We start from the raw sequence: 18,967 nt of genomic DNA on the forward strand, positions 1-18,967 counted from the left end.
ATGATTAATAGACAAATTAATCCTTAATAACTAAAATGTTAATAACCATGGAAGAAAACAAGAAAAGAATGACTACCAATCAAGGTATTCCGGTTGACAACGATCAAGCTTCTATCACAACGGATAAGCAACATATGACACTTCTGTCAGATACACATCTGGTGGAAAAACTTGCACATTTTGATAGAGAACGGATTCCTGAGCGTGTAGTTCATGCCAAAGGAGCTGGGGCTCATGGTTACTTTGAGGTAACTAATGATGTGACTCAGTACACTCGTGCAGCTTTTTTGTCAAAGGTTGGAAAAAAAACAGAAGTCTTTGCCCGTTTCTCTACAGTAGGAGGGGGGAGAGGTTCTGCCGATAGCGCACGTGACCCTCGCGGTTTTGCTGTTAAGTTTTATACTGAAGATGGGAACTACGATATGGTAGGGAACAATACACCGGTATTTTTTATTCGCGATGCAATAAAATTCCCTGATTTTATCCATACTCAAAAGAAAAACCCTCAATCAAATTTGGATGATGCAGATGCATTCTGGGACTTTATGTCGCTAACGCCCGAAAGTGTACATCAGGCAACAATATTATTCTCAGACAGAGGTACTCCTGCATCCTATAGAAATATGCACGGGTTCACGAGTCATGCATATATGTGGTACAACGAAAAAGGAGAGCATTTTTGGATTAAGCTCCATTTTAAAACAGATCAGGGAATTAAGAATCTGACAAGAGAAGAAGCTACTGCATTGGCAGGTACAGATCCGGATCATGCAACACGCGACTTGTTTGAAGCTATTGAAAAGAAAGATTATCCATCATGGAGTGTGTATGTGCAAGTGATGAAGCCGGAAGAGGCTGAGAGATATGGTTTCGATGCTTTCGATGTGACAAAAACGTGGTCTCAAAAAGATTATCCTCTGATCCCAGTAGGTAAAATGGTGTTGGATAAGAACCCTGCAAACTATTTCTCAGAAGTGGAGCAAGCAGCATTCTCTCCTGGTAACCTTGTGCCCGGAGTAGCTATTTCTCCAGATAAAATGCTTCAAGGACGTGTGTTCAGTTACCCTGATACGCATCGTCACCGTTTAGGAACCAACTTTGATATGCTGCCAATAAACGCACCGAAAGCGCAAGTGAATACATATCAGAGAGATGGTGCTATGAATATGCATAGTTATACTGGTCCTAACTATTATCCGAATAGTTTTGATGGAGCAACTCCGGATAAAAAATATGCTGCGCCTCCAGTTGATACGGCAGGAATAGCAGCTCGTCACGAATATGTATTGTCTGACGCAGATTATGTTCAGGCAGGAGTTTTGTACGGACAAGTGCTTTCAGACTACGATCGGAAAAATCTGGTAGGGAATATTGTGGCTCACTTAGGTAATGCTCAAAAACGTATTCAGCTACGTCAAACAGCAATATTCTACAAGGCAAATGAAGATTATGGAACTCAGGTTGCTAAAGGAATCGGGCTCGATATAGAAGAAGTGAAAAAGTTAGCAGCCATGTCGCACGAAGATCGTGTGAAAGCTACTGCTAAATAAAATAGTATGGAATGATAGAAAAAGAGACCTCAAAGCAGGTCTCTTTTTTTATTTAAGGATTTCTCTTTTATAAGGTCTAAACGGATGCAATCTTTTCTATTTCATCCGATTCGTAGATATGGTAACCTACGGTGTTTTTTTGTGCAATCTGATACATAACATAAGCTACTGTCTGAACTTTGATTGCCCTGTACTTTCTTAGTCCCCCAATCATAAATATGGATAATAACCTCATTAAGATTTCTCCTATTTTTTCTCTCAGTCTGAATTCTTTTCTGTTTCCGACTAACAATGAGGGACGAAAAATAGAAGTGGACTGAAACCCTAATTTTCTAAGTTCTTCTTCGCATTTCCCCTTAGTTCTTAAATAGAAATTGCCGGAATTAGGGTTTGCTCCTAAAGATGATATCATTGAAAACTGCTTCACTCCATTTGTTGCTGCTACTTTAGCTAACTGTACGGGGTATTCTAAATCTACTTTTTGAAATGCAGATTGACTGCCCGCTTTTTTTATAGTTGTACCCAAGCAGCAGAACATATCATTCCCTTCTATCAGACTTTCGTAAGATTCAGGGTTGTCAAAATCGACAACATACTGTTCTAGTTTTGGGTGAGATATTTTTATATCGCTTCTGACTAAGCTTATTACTCTGTCGTATATGTCGCTTGTTAATAAAATTTTCAACAATCGAGTTCCTGTTAGCCCCGTTCCCCCTATGATTATCGCTGTCTTAGTCATTCGTTCTCTTTCCTTTGATTAGATGTAAATATAAGTATAAACTGCTTGATAAAGAAATAAATGTGCTTATTCCAGATCTATAACTGTGATTCCTGCACCTCCAAACTGTACATGTTCGTCTTGATAATTGCTGACTCCGGGTACTGTTCGCAGGTAGTCTCGAATGATTTGTCGGAGTGCACCCGTTCCGGTACCATGTAGAATACGAACACGAGACATTCCTACTAATATAGCATCGTCGATGAAATACATAACAGCTTGCAAGGCTTCATCGCCACGCATTCCGCGCACATCTATGTCTTGCTTGAAGTTTAGTTTTTTATCGCGTATATTGTCGCTGGAAATAGCATTGACGGTTGTCACTTTTGTTTCTTTTTTCACCTGATTGCGACTGACATATTCCAGCGATTCCAATTTTACGGTCGATTTTATCATGCCGAAAGCAACGATTGCATTCCCTTTTTGTATATCCAAAACTTCACCTATCGAATTCTGTCCTTTCATACGAACATTGTCACCGATGGTGATTTTGACTTCTTGACGTTTTTCGGTTGCTTTGTTTTTCTGTTTTTTATTTTTCTCTTTATCCTTCAGCTTTTGAATCTTACGAGCTATTTTATCATCTATTTCAGTTTCAGTGTTAAGACCTTCTTTAAACTCGGAAAGATTCTGTCTTGCCAGCTTCGTTTTCTCCTTTTCCGCTTGAGCTTCTCTGATTGTACGTATCGTATTTTCTATCTTAGCATTTGCTTCGGACAGAATTCTTTCAGCTTCGCTTTTAGCTTGTCTGAGTATTTCTTTACGTTGCTTTTCTATGCTGATCAGATCTGTTTCGTAGTTTTCTGTAATCTCTTCCAGTCGTTTTTCTTTCTGACGGATATTTTGTCTTTTAGTTTCCCAGTAGCGTTTGTCTCTTACTATATCCTGAAGGTATTTATCCATATTGATATAGTCACTTCCTACAATGTCAGAAGCATCAGCTATAACATCTTCGGGCAAACCTATCTTGCGGGCAATTTCAATAGCAAAGGAACTTCCCGGATTGCCAATCGATAGGGTGAATAATGGCTGCATCAGATGGCGATCGTAGAGCATGGCTCCATTTATAACCCCTTTGTTCTCATTTGCAAAATGCTTTAGATTTTGGTAGTGAGTTGTGATAACGCCAAAAGCTTCTTTCTCATTAAATCGTTTGAGAAGAGACTCAGCTATTGCTCCACCTATCTGCGGTTCTGTACCACCTCCGAATTCGTCAATCAAAAGAATTGTCTTTTTGTCACAATTGCGAACAAAGAATTTCATATTCGTCAGGTGAGAACTATAGGTGCTGAGGTCGTTTTCTATAGACTGCTCATCACCTATATCTATAAAGATATTGTCAAAAATACCAACAACCGATCGTTCGTCTATCGGAATAGGAATTCCGCACTGCACCATATACTGAAGCAATCCTACAGTCTTAAGGCAAACTGATTTTCCTCCCGCATTTGGTCCGGAGATGATAAGAAGTCGGTTTTCGCCTTCGAGTTCTATATCCAAAGGAACGATTTCTTTGTTTTGTTTGCGGTGCGAGATGAAAAGTAAAGGGTGTTTTGCCCTGTACCACCGTATAATCTGTTTGTCTTCTATGATGGGTCTTATAGCTCCTAAATCGATCGATAAAGAGGCCTTGGCTCTTATGAAATCTATAGTTGCAAGAAATTCGTAAGACTGAAGTATATCCGGAACCAATGGGCGAAGGGTGTCTGTGAAACTGATCAATATCTTGATTATTTCGCGACGTTCTTCACTTTCCAGCTCTCGTATGCGGTTGTTTGCTTCTACTACTTCGGCAGGTTCTATAAATACGGTTTTTCCCGATGCCGATTCGTCGTGTACTATCCCTTTTATCCTCCGCTTAAACGCAGGAGCTACAGGAATAACCAATCTGCCATCGCGCATGGTTGGCGTTACATCCTTTTCTACAAGACCTTCGCTTTGAGCAGAGCGTAGAATACTGTTAAGGCTTTTCGAAATGCCACTGGATACATGTGTTATTTCTCTTCTGATCCGACTGAGTTCGGGAGAAGCATTGTCTTTTATCTTACCAAATTTATCTAAAATGTGGTCTATCTGGCTTAGAAGTTGAGGAAAGACCGCTATCTCTCCAGCTAAAGCATATAGGTGAGGATAGGGAGTGTTTTCTTCCTCTTCTTTTTTTAGAAAGCTAACAATGTCTCGTATTGTTTGCAGCGAGCGTCGTAAGTCGAAAAGCGCACTTTCGTCTATCCATGTGCCTTCTATGCGTATACTCTTTAGCGAATGACGAACATCTATAAAATAGTTGGTAGGAAAATTGTCCTCTTCCTGTATGATGCGTATAAATTCCTCCGTTTGAGATAATTCACTTTGTATAAAAGAAAAATCGGAAGAAAAGGCTAAGTTAGAAACTTTCTCTTCTCCTAATGGACTAAGGCATTTTGCACTTAAAAGCTGCCTTATTTTGTTAAAACCGATTTTTACTTCAAAATTATTAGGGTAAATCACTATTTTCTTCTTTATTTTGCATGCAAAGATAATTATTATCAATAATAGAGCTTCTAAAGTTTGTTATTTAAAAAATATTGTAGTAGATTTAATGTGCAAATAATAACAAACAAGGCTTATATTACACAGGAAAATTTAAAATTTATTAATTAAATTCTTGGTTAGAAGAAGTTGTGTCTTTTTCTTATGGTCGTTTTTTGATATTGCTGATAAGTCTTTAAAAGATTAAAATATAAGACAATGCCAGTGCGATAGAGTTTATTTCGGATATATTGGGCATTTATTACTCCGACAATGGCTTTTTATTCAAATAAAGAGTTTCATATTTCGGCTTGAGAAAGTAGATTGTGGAATTTAGTCATTGAAAGATAAAATTCTATAGCACTGGTTTGTTTTTTTCTATTGTTCTGTACTTCCCTACTTATTTTTAAGATACTTTTCACAAGGTTTCAAAAGCCTTTTGATAGATGCTATTTATTTTATATTGATTCTAAATAATAGGATGAATTCCTGTTTGTTTGTGATAAAAAAATACGATCTTTGTGAACCAAAATAATAGATGATTATATTTTATGCTTCTATCAGATCTGAAAACAGGCGAAAAGGGTATCATTGTGAAAGTGAATGGTAGCGGAGCCTTTCGTAAGCGAATCTTAGAAATGGGCTTTATTAAAGGGAAATCGATCAAGGTCGTATTGAATGCCCCTTTAAAAGATCCAATCAAATATAAAATAATGGACTATGAGGTTTCGCTTCGCAGAAGTGAAGCTAGTCTTATAGAGGTAGTATATTCTGATCCTACTATTGTATCTGATTCTACATCTGTAGTAAATGATAGCAATGGTATTATAGAGGAATATGTGAAGTCGGAAGACTTGTTCGTACATAAAAATAATGCTGAAAATAAAAAGATAATAAAGGTAGCTTTGGTTGGGAATCCCAATGCAGGTAAAACTTCCTTGTTTAATATAGCTTCGGGTGCGCACGAGCATGTAGGTAATTATGGTGGTGTGACTGTAGACTCTAAAGAGGGGCATTTTAAACATGGTGGTTACCTATTTCAAATTGTAGATCTTCCCGGAACTTATTCTCTTTCTGCCTATACACCCGAAGAACTTTTTGTCCGGAAGCATATTGTAGAAGAAAAACCTGATATTGTTATAAATATTGTTGCGGCTTCAAACTTAGAGCGGAATCTTTATCTGACAACAGAGTTGATAGATATGGAGGTTCCTGTCGTTATCGCCCTTAATATGTATGACGAGTTATTGGCTAGTGGAGGTAAATTCGATTACGAGATGTTGTCGAAGATGATTGGTATACCAATGATTCCTACAGTAGCAAAGACCGGAACCGGAATAAACGATTTGTTTGATGCTGTTATTCGTACATACGAAAATCAGGAGCCGACAGTTCGCCGGGTACATATTTCGTATGGTAATACAATAGAGAACTCTATCAGTAAATTGAATATAAAGCTGGAGAAGGAAAAAGATGTACAGCTTTTGTTCCCTCGTCGCTATATTTCAATAAAACTTTTAGAAAAAGATAAAGATATTGATTCTTATGTAAGAACATTACCTCATAGTAAAGAAATCTTAGAACTAAAAGATGCTGAAATAAAGGCTATAGAGGATAGAATAGGAGAGGATACTGAGTCTGCTCTTACTAATGCCCGTTATGGGTTCATTGCAGGAGGACTGAAAGAAACGCTGAAAGAAAAAATAAATGAATCAGATTCTACTCGTATAATAGATTCTATTGTAACCAATAAATACTTAGGCTTTCCACTCTTCTTCTTCTTTATGTGGTTGATGTTTGAGTGTACCTTCCGCTTGGGGGGCTATCCGATGGAGTGGATCGAGAAAGGAGTAGAGATTCTTGGCAATTATGTCCGCGACATCATGTCTGATGGTATGCTCAAGGATCTTATTGTGGATGGTATTATTGGTGGGGTTGGAGGAGTAATCGTCTTTTTACCTAATATATTAATATTGTATGCATTCATCTCGTTCATGGAAGATTCGGGTTATATGGCTCGAGCCGCCTTTATAATGGATAAGGTTATGCATAAGATGGGAGTGCATGGAAAATCTTTCATACCCTTGGTTATGGGTTTTGGATGTAATGTGCCTGCTATATTAGCAACCCGGACGATCGAAAGCCGTAATAGTAGAATGATTACTATGCTGATAAATCCATTCATGTCGTGTAGTGCCCGACTGCCAGTATATTTGCTGTTTGTAGGAATATTCTTTAAGGAATATGCTAGTCTGGTCTTGTTTGGACTGTATATTGTGGGTATTTTGATAGCGGTTATTTCTGCACGACTATTTAAGCGTTTCTTGTTTCCTAAAGAAGATACACCTTTTGTTATGGAACTACCCCCTTATCGTATGCCTACATTCAAGGCTGTGATTATACATATGTGGGATAAGTCGAGACAGTATCTGCAAAAAATGGGAGGTGTTATTCTTATTGCTTCAATCATTATTTGGTTCTTGGGATACTTCCCTCTTAACAAAGAAAGGGATGCTGCTTTTGAAAAGCAGATAGCTCAGATTGAAACTCAGGTCGAGTCGGGTGAAATAAATGTGGAAGATGGTGAAGGACTGAAAGGAGAAATTGAGGTTCAGCGAAATATAATCCATCAGGAAGACTCTTATATAGGTCGGATAGGAAAAACAATAGAGCCAGTGATGCGACCTTTAGGCTTTGATTGGAAAATAAGTGTAAGTCTTCTTTCGGGTATGGCAGCTAAGGAAGTTGTAGTAAGTACATTGGGCGTTTTGTATACAGGTGATTCGGAGAATCAGGAATCCTTGGAAGAACGATTGTTGAGTGAAAAGAATGCTGATGGAACTTCAATCTTTACACCTTTGGTTGTTATTAGCTTGCTGTTGTTTGTTTTGATATATTTCCCTTGTGTGGCTACTATTGCCGCAATTAAAGAAGAGTCCGGATCGTGGAGATGGGGGTTGTTTAGTGTCGTTTACACGACATTGCTTGCTTGGGTGGTGGCATTTCTTGTCTATCAAATTGGAAGTTTGTTCTAATAAAAAATCTGTTAATTTAGATATTTATACATATCAATATAGTGCTATGGGATGGTTTTATAGCTATCTCATAGCTGTTTTTAGAGAATTGTGATAAAAAAGTGTTAAAAAGAGCCTTTTTTTTTATCACTTGGTTCTCTATTGCTGATAAATGTAATCTATTTTAGGGCTATTTTATTTATCTAAATGCTTCTGTTAACTAAAATTTACTTTTGGTGTGTGTGTTTTTATACAAAAAGTAAGACTTTGTATATCAATTTGCTATTTTTTATATTAAATAAGCTAAAATTTGTTGTTTCGTGAAAAATGTATAAATTTGCAGGTCGATGAATAAACTGACGCGAAAAAGCCATGATTGGTAATAATGTGTTAGAATGAAATTTTGAAAATTCTAAATAAAGTAGTGTTGTATGAAGAAAAAAGTGTTGTTGATTTTATCCTGCTTATTCCTAAGCATAGGATTTATTATGGCGCAAACAACAAGAGCAACTGGTACTGTCGTTGACAGTAACGGAGAGCCTGTTATTAGTGCGTCGGTCGTAGTGAAAGGAACAACTGTAGGTACAGTTACTGACATTGATGGAAATTTCTCTGTTAATGTTCCTGATGGAAAAAATACATTAGTGTTTACACTGATTGGTATGAAATCCGTGGAAGCACGAGCTTCTGAAAACATGAAGATCGTAATGGAAGAAGATACTCATGCATTAACAGAAGTTGTACTTGAAGTCCCTTATGGTGTAGCAAAGAAAGAATCTTTTACGGGTTCGGCAGAGGTGATTAGTAATACGAAGATTACTAAACGTCCGGTGGCGAATGTAACAAAAGCTATAGAAGGGCAGGTTACTGGTATTAGAACTACATCTGGCACAGGGCAACCAGGAGAAGGAGCTACTATCCGTATTCGTGGAGTAGGATCTATCAACGCTTCAAGTGATCCTCTATATGTAGTTGATGGTGCACCTTATGATGGTTCTATCAGTGCAATTAACCCAAATGATATTGCTACTATTACAGTATTGAAAGATGCTGCAGCTGGAGCTCTGTACGGTGCTCGTGGTGCTAATGGTGTGATTATGATTACAACAAGAAAAGGAGAAGCTGGTAAACTTCAGGTTAACTTAAAAGCTAACTGGGGTGTTTCTTCTCGTTTTATCCCTCGTTATGAGACTATGGATGAACGCGAATATATTCAATCTATATTCTATTCGTTAAGAGGAGGAGATGTGTCTGAGGCAGCAGGAAGAAAGGCTATTAATGCTATGTTCAGTGATGCTGCTAATCGAGTGTTTGGAGAAAATGGACAATATTTCCCTTTTAAAGTTCCTGAAGGAAGTTCGGCGCAAGGTATGATTGATCCTTTGACAGGACTAGTTGATCCTTCTGCTCAATTAAGATATAGTGACGATTGGTTAGGACATGTAACTGCTAGTAACCCTTTGCGTCAAGAATATAATTTGACAGCCTCAGGGGGGAATGAGAAAAATAAATATATGTTCTCTTTAGGATATCTAAGCGAGAATGGACTTTTGGAAACAACTAAATTTGAACGTTTCTCTGGACGTTTAGGTGTTGACTCAGAACTTCATAAGTGGGTGAGAGCAGGCCTGAATGTTAACTTTGCGAAGAATACTTCTAATATGTCAAATACATCAGGATCTGCAAGTTCTAATGTGTTTTATTCTGCTCAGTTGATCGCTCCTGTTTACCCTATATGGGAAAGAAATGCAGATGGAAGCTTCGTTATAGATGATCTTACTGGTGACCGTGTTTTTGATTATGGTGATAATAGAGCATCAGGAGCATCTCAAGGTTTTAATTCTGTAGCTACATTATATGATGATAAATATGGTTCGGAAAGTGATAACTTTAGTGGAAGAACTTATGTAGAACTAGGCAACTTCAAAGGTACAGCTCTTGATGGATTAAAATTGACAACCAATTTAAGTGTCGATTATCAAGGTGGAGCTTCAATGACTTACTATAATCCTTATTTTGGTAACTCTGAAGCTGTAAAAGGAACTTTAGCTAAATCAAACGCACGCCTATTTAGTTATACATTCAATCAATTATTGTATTATGACAAAGATATAAATGAAGATCATCATATATCAGCAATGGTTGGCCATGAATTCTATAGAAGAGATTACTCTTACTTGGGAGCAACTAAAACAGGATTCCCTTTTGGAGGTATTCATGAACTAGATGCGGCAACAAATATATCTTCAGCAAGCTCATACAAAGATAAGCATACAATAGAGTCTGTACTGTCAAGTGTGAACTATGATTATAAAGATAAATATTATTTATCAGCAAGTTTACGTTCTGATGCATCTTCACGTTTCCATAAAGACGATCGCTGGGGTACTTTCTGGTCGGCTGGAGCAAGTTGGCGTATTAGCCAAGAAGACTTCTTGAAAGATAAAGAGTGGTTAGATAATATGACTATTAAAGCTAGTTATGGACTTCAGGGAAATGATGCTGTCGGTAGCTATTATGCATGGCAAGCATTCTATGATCTGACTTGGTCTAATGCAACTCAGAGTGGAGCTTTAGCTTCTTCTCTTGAAAATAAAGAACTTAAATGGGAAAAGAATGCTAACCTAAATGTAGGTGTAGAAGCTAGATTTTTAAACCGATTAAATGCTAGTATTGAGTATTTTAGTCGTAAAACAACAGATTTGCTTTTGCATTATCCAATGGCTCCTTCTACAGGATTTGATGGTTATTACAGAAATGTAGGTGAAATGAAAAACTATGGTTGGGATATCATGGTTGGTGCTGATATCGTAAGAACAAACGACTTCAACTGGAACTTAACCCTAATGGGTACATATCTGAAAAATGAAGTAACATCACTATCTACTAGACCTGATATTACAGGAACTAATACAATTGTAAGAGTGGGTGAAGCTATTAACTCATTTTATGTTGCAGAGTCTGCAGGGGTTGATCCAGCAACAGGAAATCAACTGTTTTGGGTATATGATACAGTGGACGGAAAGAAAGGTGAGCGTTATGTGAGTTCTAGTACTTCGAAAGCTTCTGCAAGTAGAGATGTTCACGGTAGCCGTTTCCCTGATTTCGAAGGATCAATAAATAATGAGTTTAGATACAAGGATTTTGACCTGTCTGTACTATGTACTTATTCATTAGGTGGTGAAATTTTAGATGGAGCTTATTTGGGCTTGTTGAGACCTACTTATGTTGGTCAAGCTGCTCACGTAAATAGAGCTGATGCATGGGTAAAACCTGGAGATATTACAGATATTCCTCGTTTGGTTGTAAATAAAACATATGTAACAACAACAGATGATCTAATTGATGCTTCATATTTTGCAATTAAAAATATCTCTTTAGGTTATAATATACCTAAGACTTTGATTAGTAAAACAGGTTTAGGTGCTATTCGTTTCACTGCTACAGCAGATAACGTAGTGTTATTTAATCATATGAAAGGTATGAATAACCAATCTAGCTTAGCAGGAACAAACTCTATTGGAGTATATGTGCCATCTAGAACAATTTCTTTTGGAGTTGATATTAAATTCTAATCCTAATATTAAAAAGTAGATATGAAAAAAATATTATATATAACAACTCTTATATGTGCAACATTGTTTGCTTCATGTAGTGATGAGTTAGATACAAATCCAACAAATGAGGTTTCGGAAGAAATGATGTTGGCAACAGCAGATGGGGGGCAAGCCGTGATAAATGGTATCTATCGTGCTATGTATGTGGGGAACTGGGGCCCATCTTGGCAACAAGAAAACTCAGGTATTATGGCTTTTGTTCAGGCAGGAGATTTAATGGGTGAAGATCATGTAATGCGTGAAGCCGGTCAAGGATGGTTTTACTATGATTATAATTTTGGTATAGGTAGTGACTGGACATCAGCTTCGGGTAGACAAGCTCAAACTTGGAATTTTTTCTATACAATTATAAGTAATGCTAATGTTGTAATAAATAAAGAAGATGTATGGGCTAGTACACCTCTATCCAGAGCTGTTATTGGGCAAGCATATGCTATGCGTGCTTTTGCTTATTACTATCTTGTTCAATTCTTCCAACAAGCTTATGTTGAAGGAGCGGATAATCCGGGTGTGCCAATTTACACAAAACCAACAACTAAGGATACGGAGGGAGCACCTCGTGGAAAAGTGGAAGATGTTTATAATCTGATGAATAGCGATATTGATACGGCTATAGATTATTTGAAAAGTGCTCAATTCCCTACTGATGATAAAGAAACTCCATGGGCAAGAGAACATGAATCATATGTTGATTATTATGTGGCAAATGGTATTAAAGCAAGAATAGCTTTGGCTCAAGGTATTGATTATAAGAGAGTAAGAGAAGGTGCTTTAGAGGCTCTTAAAAAACCGGGTTTTTCAGTTTCTTCTGTTTCTGACTTCTTAGGATGGAATAAAAGAAGTAGCAAGAATGTATTGTGGGCTTTAGAGGTAATCGCTTCACAAAGTGAGCATTTCAATGGTTTCTTCTCTCATATGGATGCTGATGCTCCGGGTATGTATGCTTCAAAAGCTAGACGTCAGATCGCTTCTGGGTTATATAACTTGATTCCAGACACAGATGATCGTAAAAAACAATGGTGGAGAGGTGAATTAGATAAGGAAGAATCTGGAAATTCAAATGTAAGCTATGCACAATTAAAATTCCGTTTTTCTAGTATAAGTACTCGTACTGGTGATTATTTGATCATGAGAGGAGAGGAGATGTTGCTTATGGCAGCAGAAGCAGAATGTCGATTGAATCAATACGCTGCTGCTCGTCAATACTTAACTCAGTTAGGAGAAAAGAGAGATGCAGCTTATGCTGAAAGATTAGCAAAAATGAAAAATGAAGCAACATACGGAGATAATACACTACTGGCTCCGCAAACATTGATGGAGGAGATTTTACTTCAACGTAGAATTGAGCTTTGGGGTGAGTTTCCACGTGCATTTGATTTGAAACGCCTCCAGCTAGGATATAATAGGTCATATAATGGATCAAATCATTCTGCAAAAGTATCCTTAGATCCAGCAGATGTTAGTTTCGTTTATGCTATCCCTCGTGTTGAATTTGATGGTAATATAAACATGGATATTGCAACAGATCAAAATCCTATGTAATAATAAAATAATATTGATCAGATGAAAAAATATATATTCATACTATTATCTAGTATTGTGTTCTTTAGTTCTTGTTCAGAACATGAGGGTACGATTTATCAAGGAGAAGAAGTTCAAGCTTTATTCTTTTCTAAAACATATTCTTATTCTGTTGTAGAAGAAGAGGAAGGTGTATTTGCTGTAACTCTTTTTAGAGGGAACACAGTTGGTGCAGCTGAAGTAGATGTTACATTGACTTGGGAGGATGAATCAGAAAAGCCTGAAGATTCTCCTAAATTTAAGCTTGTTTCTAATGTAATAAAGTTTGAGGATGGACAGAGTCAAGCTGCAGTATTGATCGAATACGATTTTAATAAATTAGGCTTGACCGATTCATATGATATGACTTTGGCTTTGACTAATCCCGAAGAGCAAGGACCTATTTATGCAACAGCAAGTGATAAGGCTTATTCTGCTACAAATATAACAGTTGCTCGTAAGTTAGATTATGAATTAGTAGGAGAGGGTACTTTTACTTCGGCTCTATTTGGCCAATCATGGAAGCAACCTATTTATAAGGCTAAAGTAGAAGGAGTTCAGTTGTTTAAATTAGAAGATCTTTACTACGAAGGATATTCTCTCGTATTTCAAATGAATAATGATTTGACTGAAATTGTGAAATTCAGTTTACAGCCAATGGGACATGTTCATAGTACATATGGAATGTGTTATTTTAACCTATCAGGCTATGAATTGAAAGATAACGTGTTATCTATGAATGCGAAATTCTTAGTAGAATATCAAGGAGGTATGGCTACTTTATATAATGAATCAGCCTCATTAGTGTTACCTGATGCTTTTTTTGGAAAGAGATAATCGTTGGTGCATTAATAAATATAGAAAAGGAGAGCAACAATTGCTCTCCTTTTTTCGTTTATTTTAACTTGTAGTAATTGAAAAAATACTTAAACATTACATATCTTTGTTATGTAGAATCAATATAAATAGTATGTGGCAAGAAATAATAGTAGGAGTAATTGGAGTTGTTGTCCTTTTGTTAGTTATCTATAAGATTTACAGGTTTTTCTTTTCGAATAACAAGCAAAATGCAAGCTGTGGATGCTCAGGCTGCGGATGTAATACTGCTAAAAAGCATGTTAAATATTGAGTAAATGTTTGGATTCTTAAATAATACTACATACCTTTGAATTAGAGATAAAGCTTGATAAATAGTCGTGTTGGTCGATTGGGAAGCTCATCAATTAAAAAAATACCGAGACAAGCTTTTGATTCTAATGGCGGGCCACACCTTCGGGTTGCTTAGCGCAGTGGATTACAAAGGGATCGGAGCACTCAAATCCTGTTTTAAGGAGTTTCGGCTATATCCACCAATACGACTTTTATATAAAAAAGAGGGTTACTTTTTACGAAGTAATCCTCTTTTGTTTTTAACCTCTACCTTCACTTTTCTTCACGTCATAAATTCTTTTATTAATATCTATAATTGTATATTTGTAATCCGATAAAAAGAATATTGTTACTTATTATTAATAGAAATGAACACGTTAGAAAAATTAACCGCAGAAAAGCTACTTAGTATCAGAGCAATCAAATTGCAACCATCAAACCCCTTTACTTGGGCTTCGGGTTGGAAGTCTCCTATTTATTGTGACAATAGAAAATTAATATCATATCCTAAGATTCGTACATTTATTAAAATAGAGCTTTCGCGTCTTATTATTGAAAACTTCCCGGAAGTAGATGCTATTGCCGGTGTAGCTACAGGAGCTATCGCTCCTGGTGCATTAGTTGCAGATGCTTTAGGTTTACCTTTTGTATATATCCGTGCAACACCTAAAGGACACGGTCTTGAGAACCTTATCGAAGGTGAATTAAAACCGGGCAGTAAAGTTGTAGTAGTAGAAGATTTAGTATCTACGGGTTCAAGTAGTCTTAAGGCAGTAGATGCAATACGTAAAGACGGTTCAGAGGTGATAGGGATGGTAGCAAACTTCACCTACGGATTTCCTATTGCAAGAGAGAAATTCGAAGAAGCAAATGTAGAACTGATTACTTTAACTAATTACGATGCAGTATTAAACGAAGCATTGCGTATAGACTATATAGCAGAGTCGGATTTGGAGACACTTCAAGAATGGAGAAAAGCTCCGGCTGATTGGAAATAATCTAATAAACCTCTAATGGCAGAATTTGTAAGCGAAATTAAAACAATTCCGTATTCAGATGCGGATGTTTATGCTGTGCTTTCCGATTTGAATAATCTGGAATTAGCAAAAGATAAAATACCACAAGATAGAGTAAAAGATTTCTCTTTCGATACAGACTCATGTACCGTATCGGTAGATCCGGTAGGGAAGATTAAATTTGTAATTATAGAAAGAGAGCCTAACAAAACAATTAAATTTCAGGCAGAGCAATTACCCTTTGGCGTGAATATGTGGATACAATTGGTTTCGACTGGCGAAACAGAAACAAAGCTTAAGATGACAATAAAAGCAGAGTTGAATGCTTTTGTTGCCCCTATGGTATCTAAACCATTACAAGCAGGGATCGATAAAGTTGCCGATTTGTTGGCTAAACTGCCATACAATGAAATTTTAAATAAAGGAACATTATAAGCAAGAATGAAACTTTGGGAAAAAAGTGTTCAGGTAAATAAAGACGTTGAGTCTTATACAGTAGGTCGCGACAGAGAGCTTGATCTTTACCTCGCTCCATACGATGTGTTGGGATCTATGGCACACATCAAGATGTTGCAGTCGATAGGTCTTTTAACAGCCGATGAATTACAGATTCTTTTAAAAGAACTGAAAGAAATCTATCAGATAGCCATTTCGGGAAAATTCGTAATAGAAGAAGGTATAGAAGATGTGCATTCTCAGGTAGAATTGATGCTTACCCGTAAACTAGGCGACGTAGGTAAAAAGATACACAGCGGACGCTCTCGAAACGATCAGGTTCTGATAGACTTGAAGCTATTTACTCGCGATCATATTCATATGCTCGTAGAGTCTGTATCCGGTCTTGTTGATACACTTATAGCCCAAAGCGAGAAATATAAAAGCGTATTGATGCCGGGCTATACCCATTTGCAAATAGCAATGCCTTCATCTTTCGGTCTTTGGTTTGGAGCCTATGCCGAAAGTTTGGTCGATGATTTGCAAATGCTGTTAGCTGCATATCGCATTTGTAATAGAAACCCATTAGGATCAGCAGCAGGATACGGATCGTCCTTCCCTTTGAATAGGCAGATGACAACGGATTTGTTGGGTTTCGACTCGATGAATTATAACGTTGTGTATGCCCAGATGGGTAGGGGTAAGATGGAACGGACTGTAGCTTATGCTATTGCTTCTATTGCCGGCACTATTTCTAAATTATCATACGATGCATGTCTTTACAATAGTCAGAACTTTGGCTTTATAAAGTTGCCGGACGAGTATACTACCGGTTCTAGCATTATGCCTCATAAGAAAAACCCTGATGTGTTTGAACTTACGCGTGCAAAATGCAATAAGCTTCAAGCCTTGCCTAACGATATTACACTTCTCATAAATAATCTTCCTTCAGGATATTTCAGAGACTTACAAATTACAAAAGAAGTTTTCATTCCATCTTTTGAAGAAATGGGAGATTGCTTGCAGATGGTAAATCGCATGATGAAGGAGATTAAAGTAAATGAGCATATTCTTGACGATCCTAAGTATTTGCTGATATTTAGTGTCGAAGAAGTAAATCGTTTAGTGTTGGAAGGTGTGCCATTCAGAGATGCCTATAAACAAGTAGGACTAGAGATCGAAAAAGGCAACTTCTCGCATTCCAAAGAAGTGCAACATACACACGAAGGCAGTATTGGCAATTTATATAACGATCATATTGCTTCGCTGAAAGAACAAATAATAGATCAATTCAATTTCGATAGAGTTATTTTGGCCGAAAAGCAAATGTTAGACTCTATTGATTAATTCATAATATAAAAAAGATTTTCCTATTAAATAGATGGAAGGTTCAGAGATAATAATGGCGAGTCTTTCGGGAGAAGACAAGCCTGGAGTGACAGCTTCGCTTACAGCAGTATTAGCAAATCACAATGCAAATATATTGGATATAGGGCAAGCTAATGTTCACCACTCACTCTCGTTGGCGATAATGTTTGAAGCTCAAAATGCTGGAGAGGTAATCAAAGATTTATTGTTTAAGGCATCCGAAATAGGGGTGATGATTCGTTTCTCGCCTATCAGCAAAGATGAATACAATAGTTGGGTATGTTTGCAGGGGACAAAGAACCGTTATATTGTAACCATGCTTGGACGTACATTGAAGCCCGAACAAATATCTGCTGTAGCAAATATCAGCCAGAAACATAAGCTTAATATAGAAAAGATTATCCGTCTGACAGGGCGTGTTCCTCTCGAGGAGTTAGGAGCTCAAAATCGTTCGTGTCTCGAACTGGCTATCAGAGGGACAGTAGAAGATACAGACTTGTTGAAGCACGACTTTATGAAGTTGGCTGACGAGCAGGGTATAGATATTGCTTTTCAGGTGGAGAGTATGTACCGCCGTATGCGTCGTCTTGTGTGCTTCGACATGGATTCTACGCTGATTCAGACAGAGGTTATTGATGAATTGGCTGAACGTGCCGGAGTAGGAGAGGAAGTAAAAGCAATTACAGAATCGGCTATGCGTGGAGAAATAGACTTTAGTGAAAGTTTCAAAAAGCGTGTGAGCCTGCTTAAAGGTCTGGATGAATCTGTAATGAAAGAAATAGCCGAAAATTTACCTATCACCGAAGGTATGGGACGCTTGATCCGTATCCTTAAAAAAGGAGGTTACAAATTGGCGATCTTGTCTGGAGGGTTTACATATTTTGGTAACTATTTGAAAGATAAATACGGGTTCGACTATGTATATGCCAATGAACTGGAAATCGTGGATGGTAAATTGACGGGGAATTATGTGGGCGATATTGTAGACGGTAAACGCAAAGCAGAATTGCTGCGCTTATTGGCACAAGTAGAGAAAGTAGATATGCGCCAGACGGTGGCTGTTGGTGATGGTGCTAATGACCTGCCAATGCTGGCTATTGCAGGGCTAGGCATTGCCTTCCATGCTAAACCAAAAGTAAAAGAAAATGCAAAACAATCTTTGTCTACAGTTGGTCTTGATGGTATCCTTTATTTCTTGGGCTATCGGGACTCTATGTTGGTAGGGGAAGAGTAGTTTAAAATTGTTATAAGAAGGAAAGCGTTGAGTCTCATTTAAGTGAGGTTCAACGTTTTTTTATTTCTTAAAATCCTTTATGCATAAGCTTTTCTCTTATTAAGTTCTTCTATCTGTTGATAGAAAATACTCATCTAGAATTATAGATTAAATCTATTTTATTTGAGAGATATTGACTATCTTTACTGATACAGAATAACAATCAAATAAAGTTAAGAATATGAAAACATTAGATTATTTAGGCTTAGATGCCGCTGAAGCAAAAGGTACAGTATCGGAATTGCAACAATTATTAGCAGACTTGCATGTGTTTTACATGAATTTGCGTGGATTCCACTGGAATATTGAAGGAAATCAGTTTTTCTTGTTACACGAGCAGTTTGAAGAACTTTACGATGCCGTAGAAGAACAAATTGACGAAGTAGCTGAAAGAATCCTTATGCTAGGAGAAAACCCTGAAAGCAAATTTAGTAACTATCTGAAAATTGCTAAAGTTCAAGAGGCTGGTCTGGTTAAAGATACTAAAGGTACTCTTACCGGAACACTTGATGGTATAAAAGCTATAATGGATCAAATCAAGAAAGTAATTGAAGTTGCAGATCAAGGTACTGCCGATATGGTTGGTGGTTATCTTGGAGGCTATCAGAAAAAAGTGTGGATGCTTGTGGCATTTATGAAATAAAAATAACCATTTTGTAATAAAAAAAGCCAGTCTCTTAAGAGACTGGCTTTTTTATT

Annotated in this window: 12 protein-coding genes; 10 read left to right on the forward strand and 2 right to left on the reverse strand. The window is 37.2% G+C overall.

All coding sequences use genetic code 11. From position 1 onward, the window contains the following. Positions 1-47: 47 nt before the first annotated feature. Positions 48-1,550, forward strand: a complete 1,503-nt coding sequence (locus DHU68_RS04775) for a catalase (protein WP_108821840.1) — start codon at positions 48-50, stop codon at positions 1,548-1,550. A gap of 76 nt (positions 1,551-1,626) precedes the next feature. On the opposite strand, the gene DHU68_RS04780 is transcribed toward DHU68_RS04775, so the two are convergent. After that, positions 1,627-2,289, reverse strand: coding sequence for an oxidoreductase (locus tag DHU68_RS04780; RefSeq protein WP_108821841.1), 663 nt, complete (start codon positions 2,287-2,289; stop codon positions 1,627-1,629). Positions 2,290-2,355: 66 nt separating this feature from the next. Continuing rightward, positions 2,356-4,815: an endonuclease MutS2 gene (locus tag DHU68_RS04785; RefSeq protein ID WP_108821842.1), complete on the reverse strand. Its 2,460-nt coding sequence runs from the start codon at positions 4,813-4,815 to the stop codon at positions 2,356-2,358. Between the two features lie 572 nt (positions 4,816-5,387). On the opposite strand from DHU68_RS04785, the gene feoB reads away from it, so the two are divergent. The 9 genes from feoB (at position 5,388) to DHU68_RS04830 (ending at position 18,911) form a co-directional block, all read left to right on the forward strand. Beyond that, a complete protein-coding gene (feoB, locus tag DHU68_RS04790; RefSeq protein WP_108821843.1) occupies positions 5,388-7,871 on the forward strand; it encodes a ferrous iron transport protein B in 2,484 nt (827 codons plus the stop codon). A gap of 410 nt (positions 7,872-8,281) precedes the next feature. Next, entirely contained in the window at positions 8,282-11,425 is a 3,144-nt protein-coding gene (locus tag DHU68_RS04795) for a TonB-dependent receptor (RefSeq protein ID WP_108821844.1), read from the forward strand. Between the two features lie 21 nt (positions 11,426-11,446). Beyond that, positions 11,447-13,009: a RagB/SusD family nutrient uptake outer membrane protein gene (locus tag DHU68_RS04800; RefSeq protein ID WP_108821845.1), complete on the forward strand. Its 1,563-nt coding sequence runs from the start codon at positions 11,447-11,449 to the stop codon at positions 13,007-13,009. Positions 13,010-13,030: 21 nt separating this feature from the next. After that, positions 13,031-13,864, forward strand: coding sequence for a hypothetical protein (locus DHU68_RS04805; RefSeq protein WP_108821846.1), 834 nt, complete (start codon positions 13,031-13,033; stop codon positions 13,862-13,864). 680 nt (positions 13,865-14,544) lie between these two features. Next, positions 14,545-15,174: an orotate phosphoribosyltransferase gene (gene pyrE, locus DHU68_RS04810; RefSeq protein WP_108821847.1), complete on the forward strand. Its 630-nt coding sequence runs from the start codon at positions 14,545-14,547 to the stop codon at positions 15,172-15,174. Positions 15,175-15,189: 15 nt separating this feature from the next. Beyond that, entirely contained in the window at positions 15,190-15,627 is a 438-nt protein-coding gene (locus tag DHU68_RS04815) for an SRPBCC domain-containing protein (protein ID WP_108821848.1), read from the forward strand. Between the two features lie 6 nt (positions 15,628-15,633). After that, positions 15,634-16,974, forward strand: coding sequence for an argininosuccinate lyase (gene argH, locus DHU68_RS04820; protein WP_108821849.1), 1,341 nt, complete (start codon positions 15,634-15,636; stop codon positions 16,972-16,974). A 34-nt stretch (positions 16,975-17,008) separates the two neighbouring features. Continuing rightward, positions 17,009-18,229 (forward strand): phosphoserine phosphatase SerB, encoded by a 1,221-nt coding sequence (serB, locus tag DHU68_RS04825; RefSeq protein ID WP_108821850.1) that lies wholly within the window; start codon positions 17,009-17,011, stop codon positions 18,227-18,229. Positions 18,230-18,449: 220 nt separating this feature from the next. Next, the gene (locus DHU68_RS04830; protein WP_108821851.1) at positions 18,450-18,911 is read left to right on the forward strand and encodes a Dps family protein; all 462 of its coding nucleotides are present in this window, start codon (positions 18,450-18,452) and stop codon (positions 18,909-18,911) included. Positions 18,912-18,967 lie beyond the last annotated feature (56 nt).

This window comes from Dysgonomonas sp. Marseille-P4361, from assembly GCF_900343125.1.
In the GTDB taxonomy this organism is placed as follows: Bacteria; Bacteroidota; Bacteroidia; order Bacteroidales; family Dysgonomonadaceae; genus Dysgonomonas.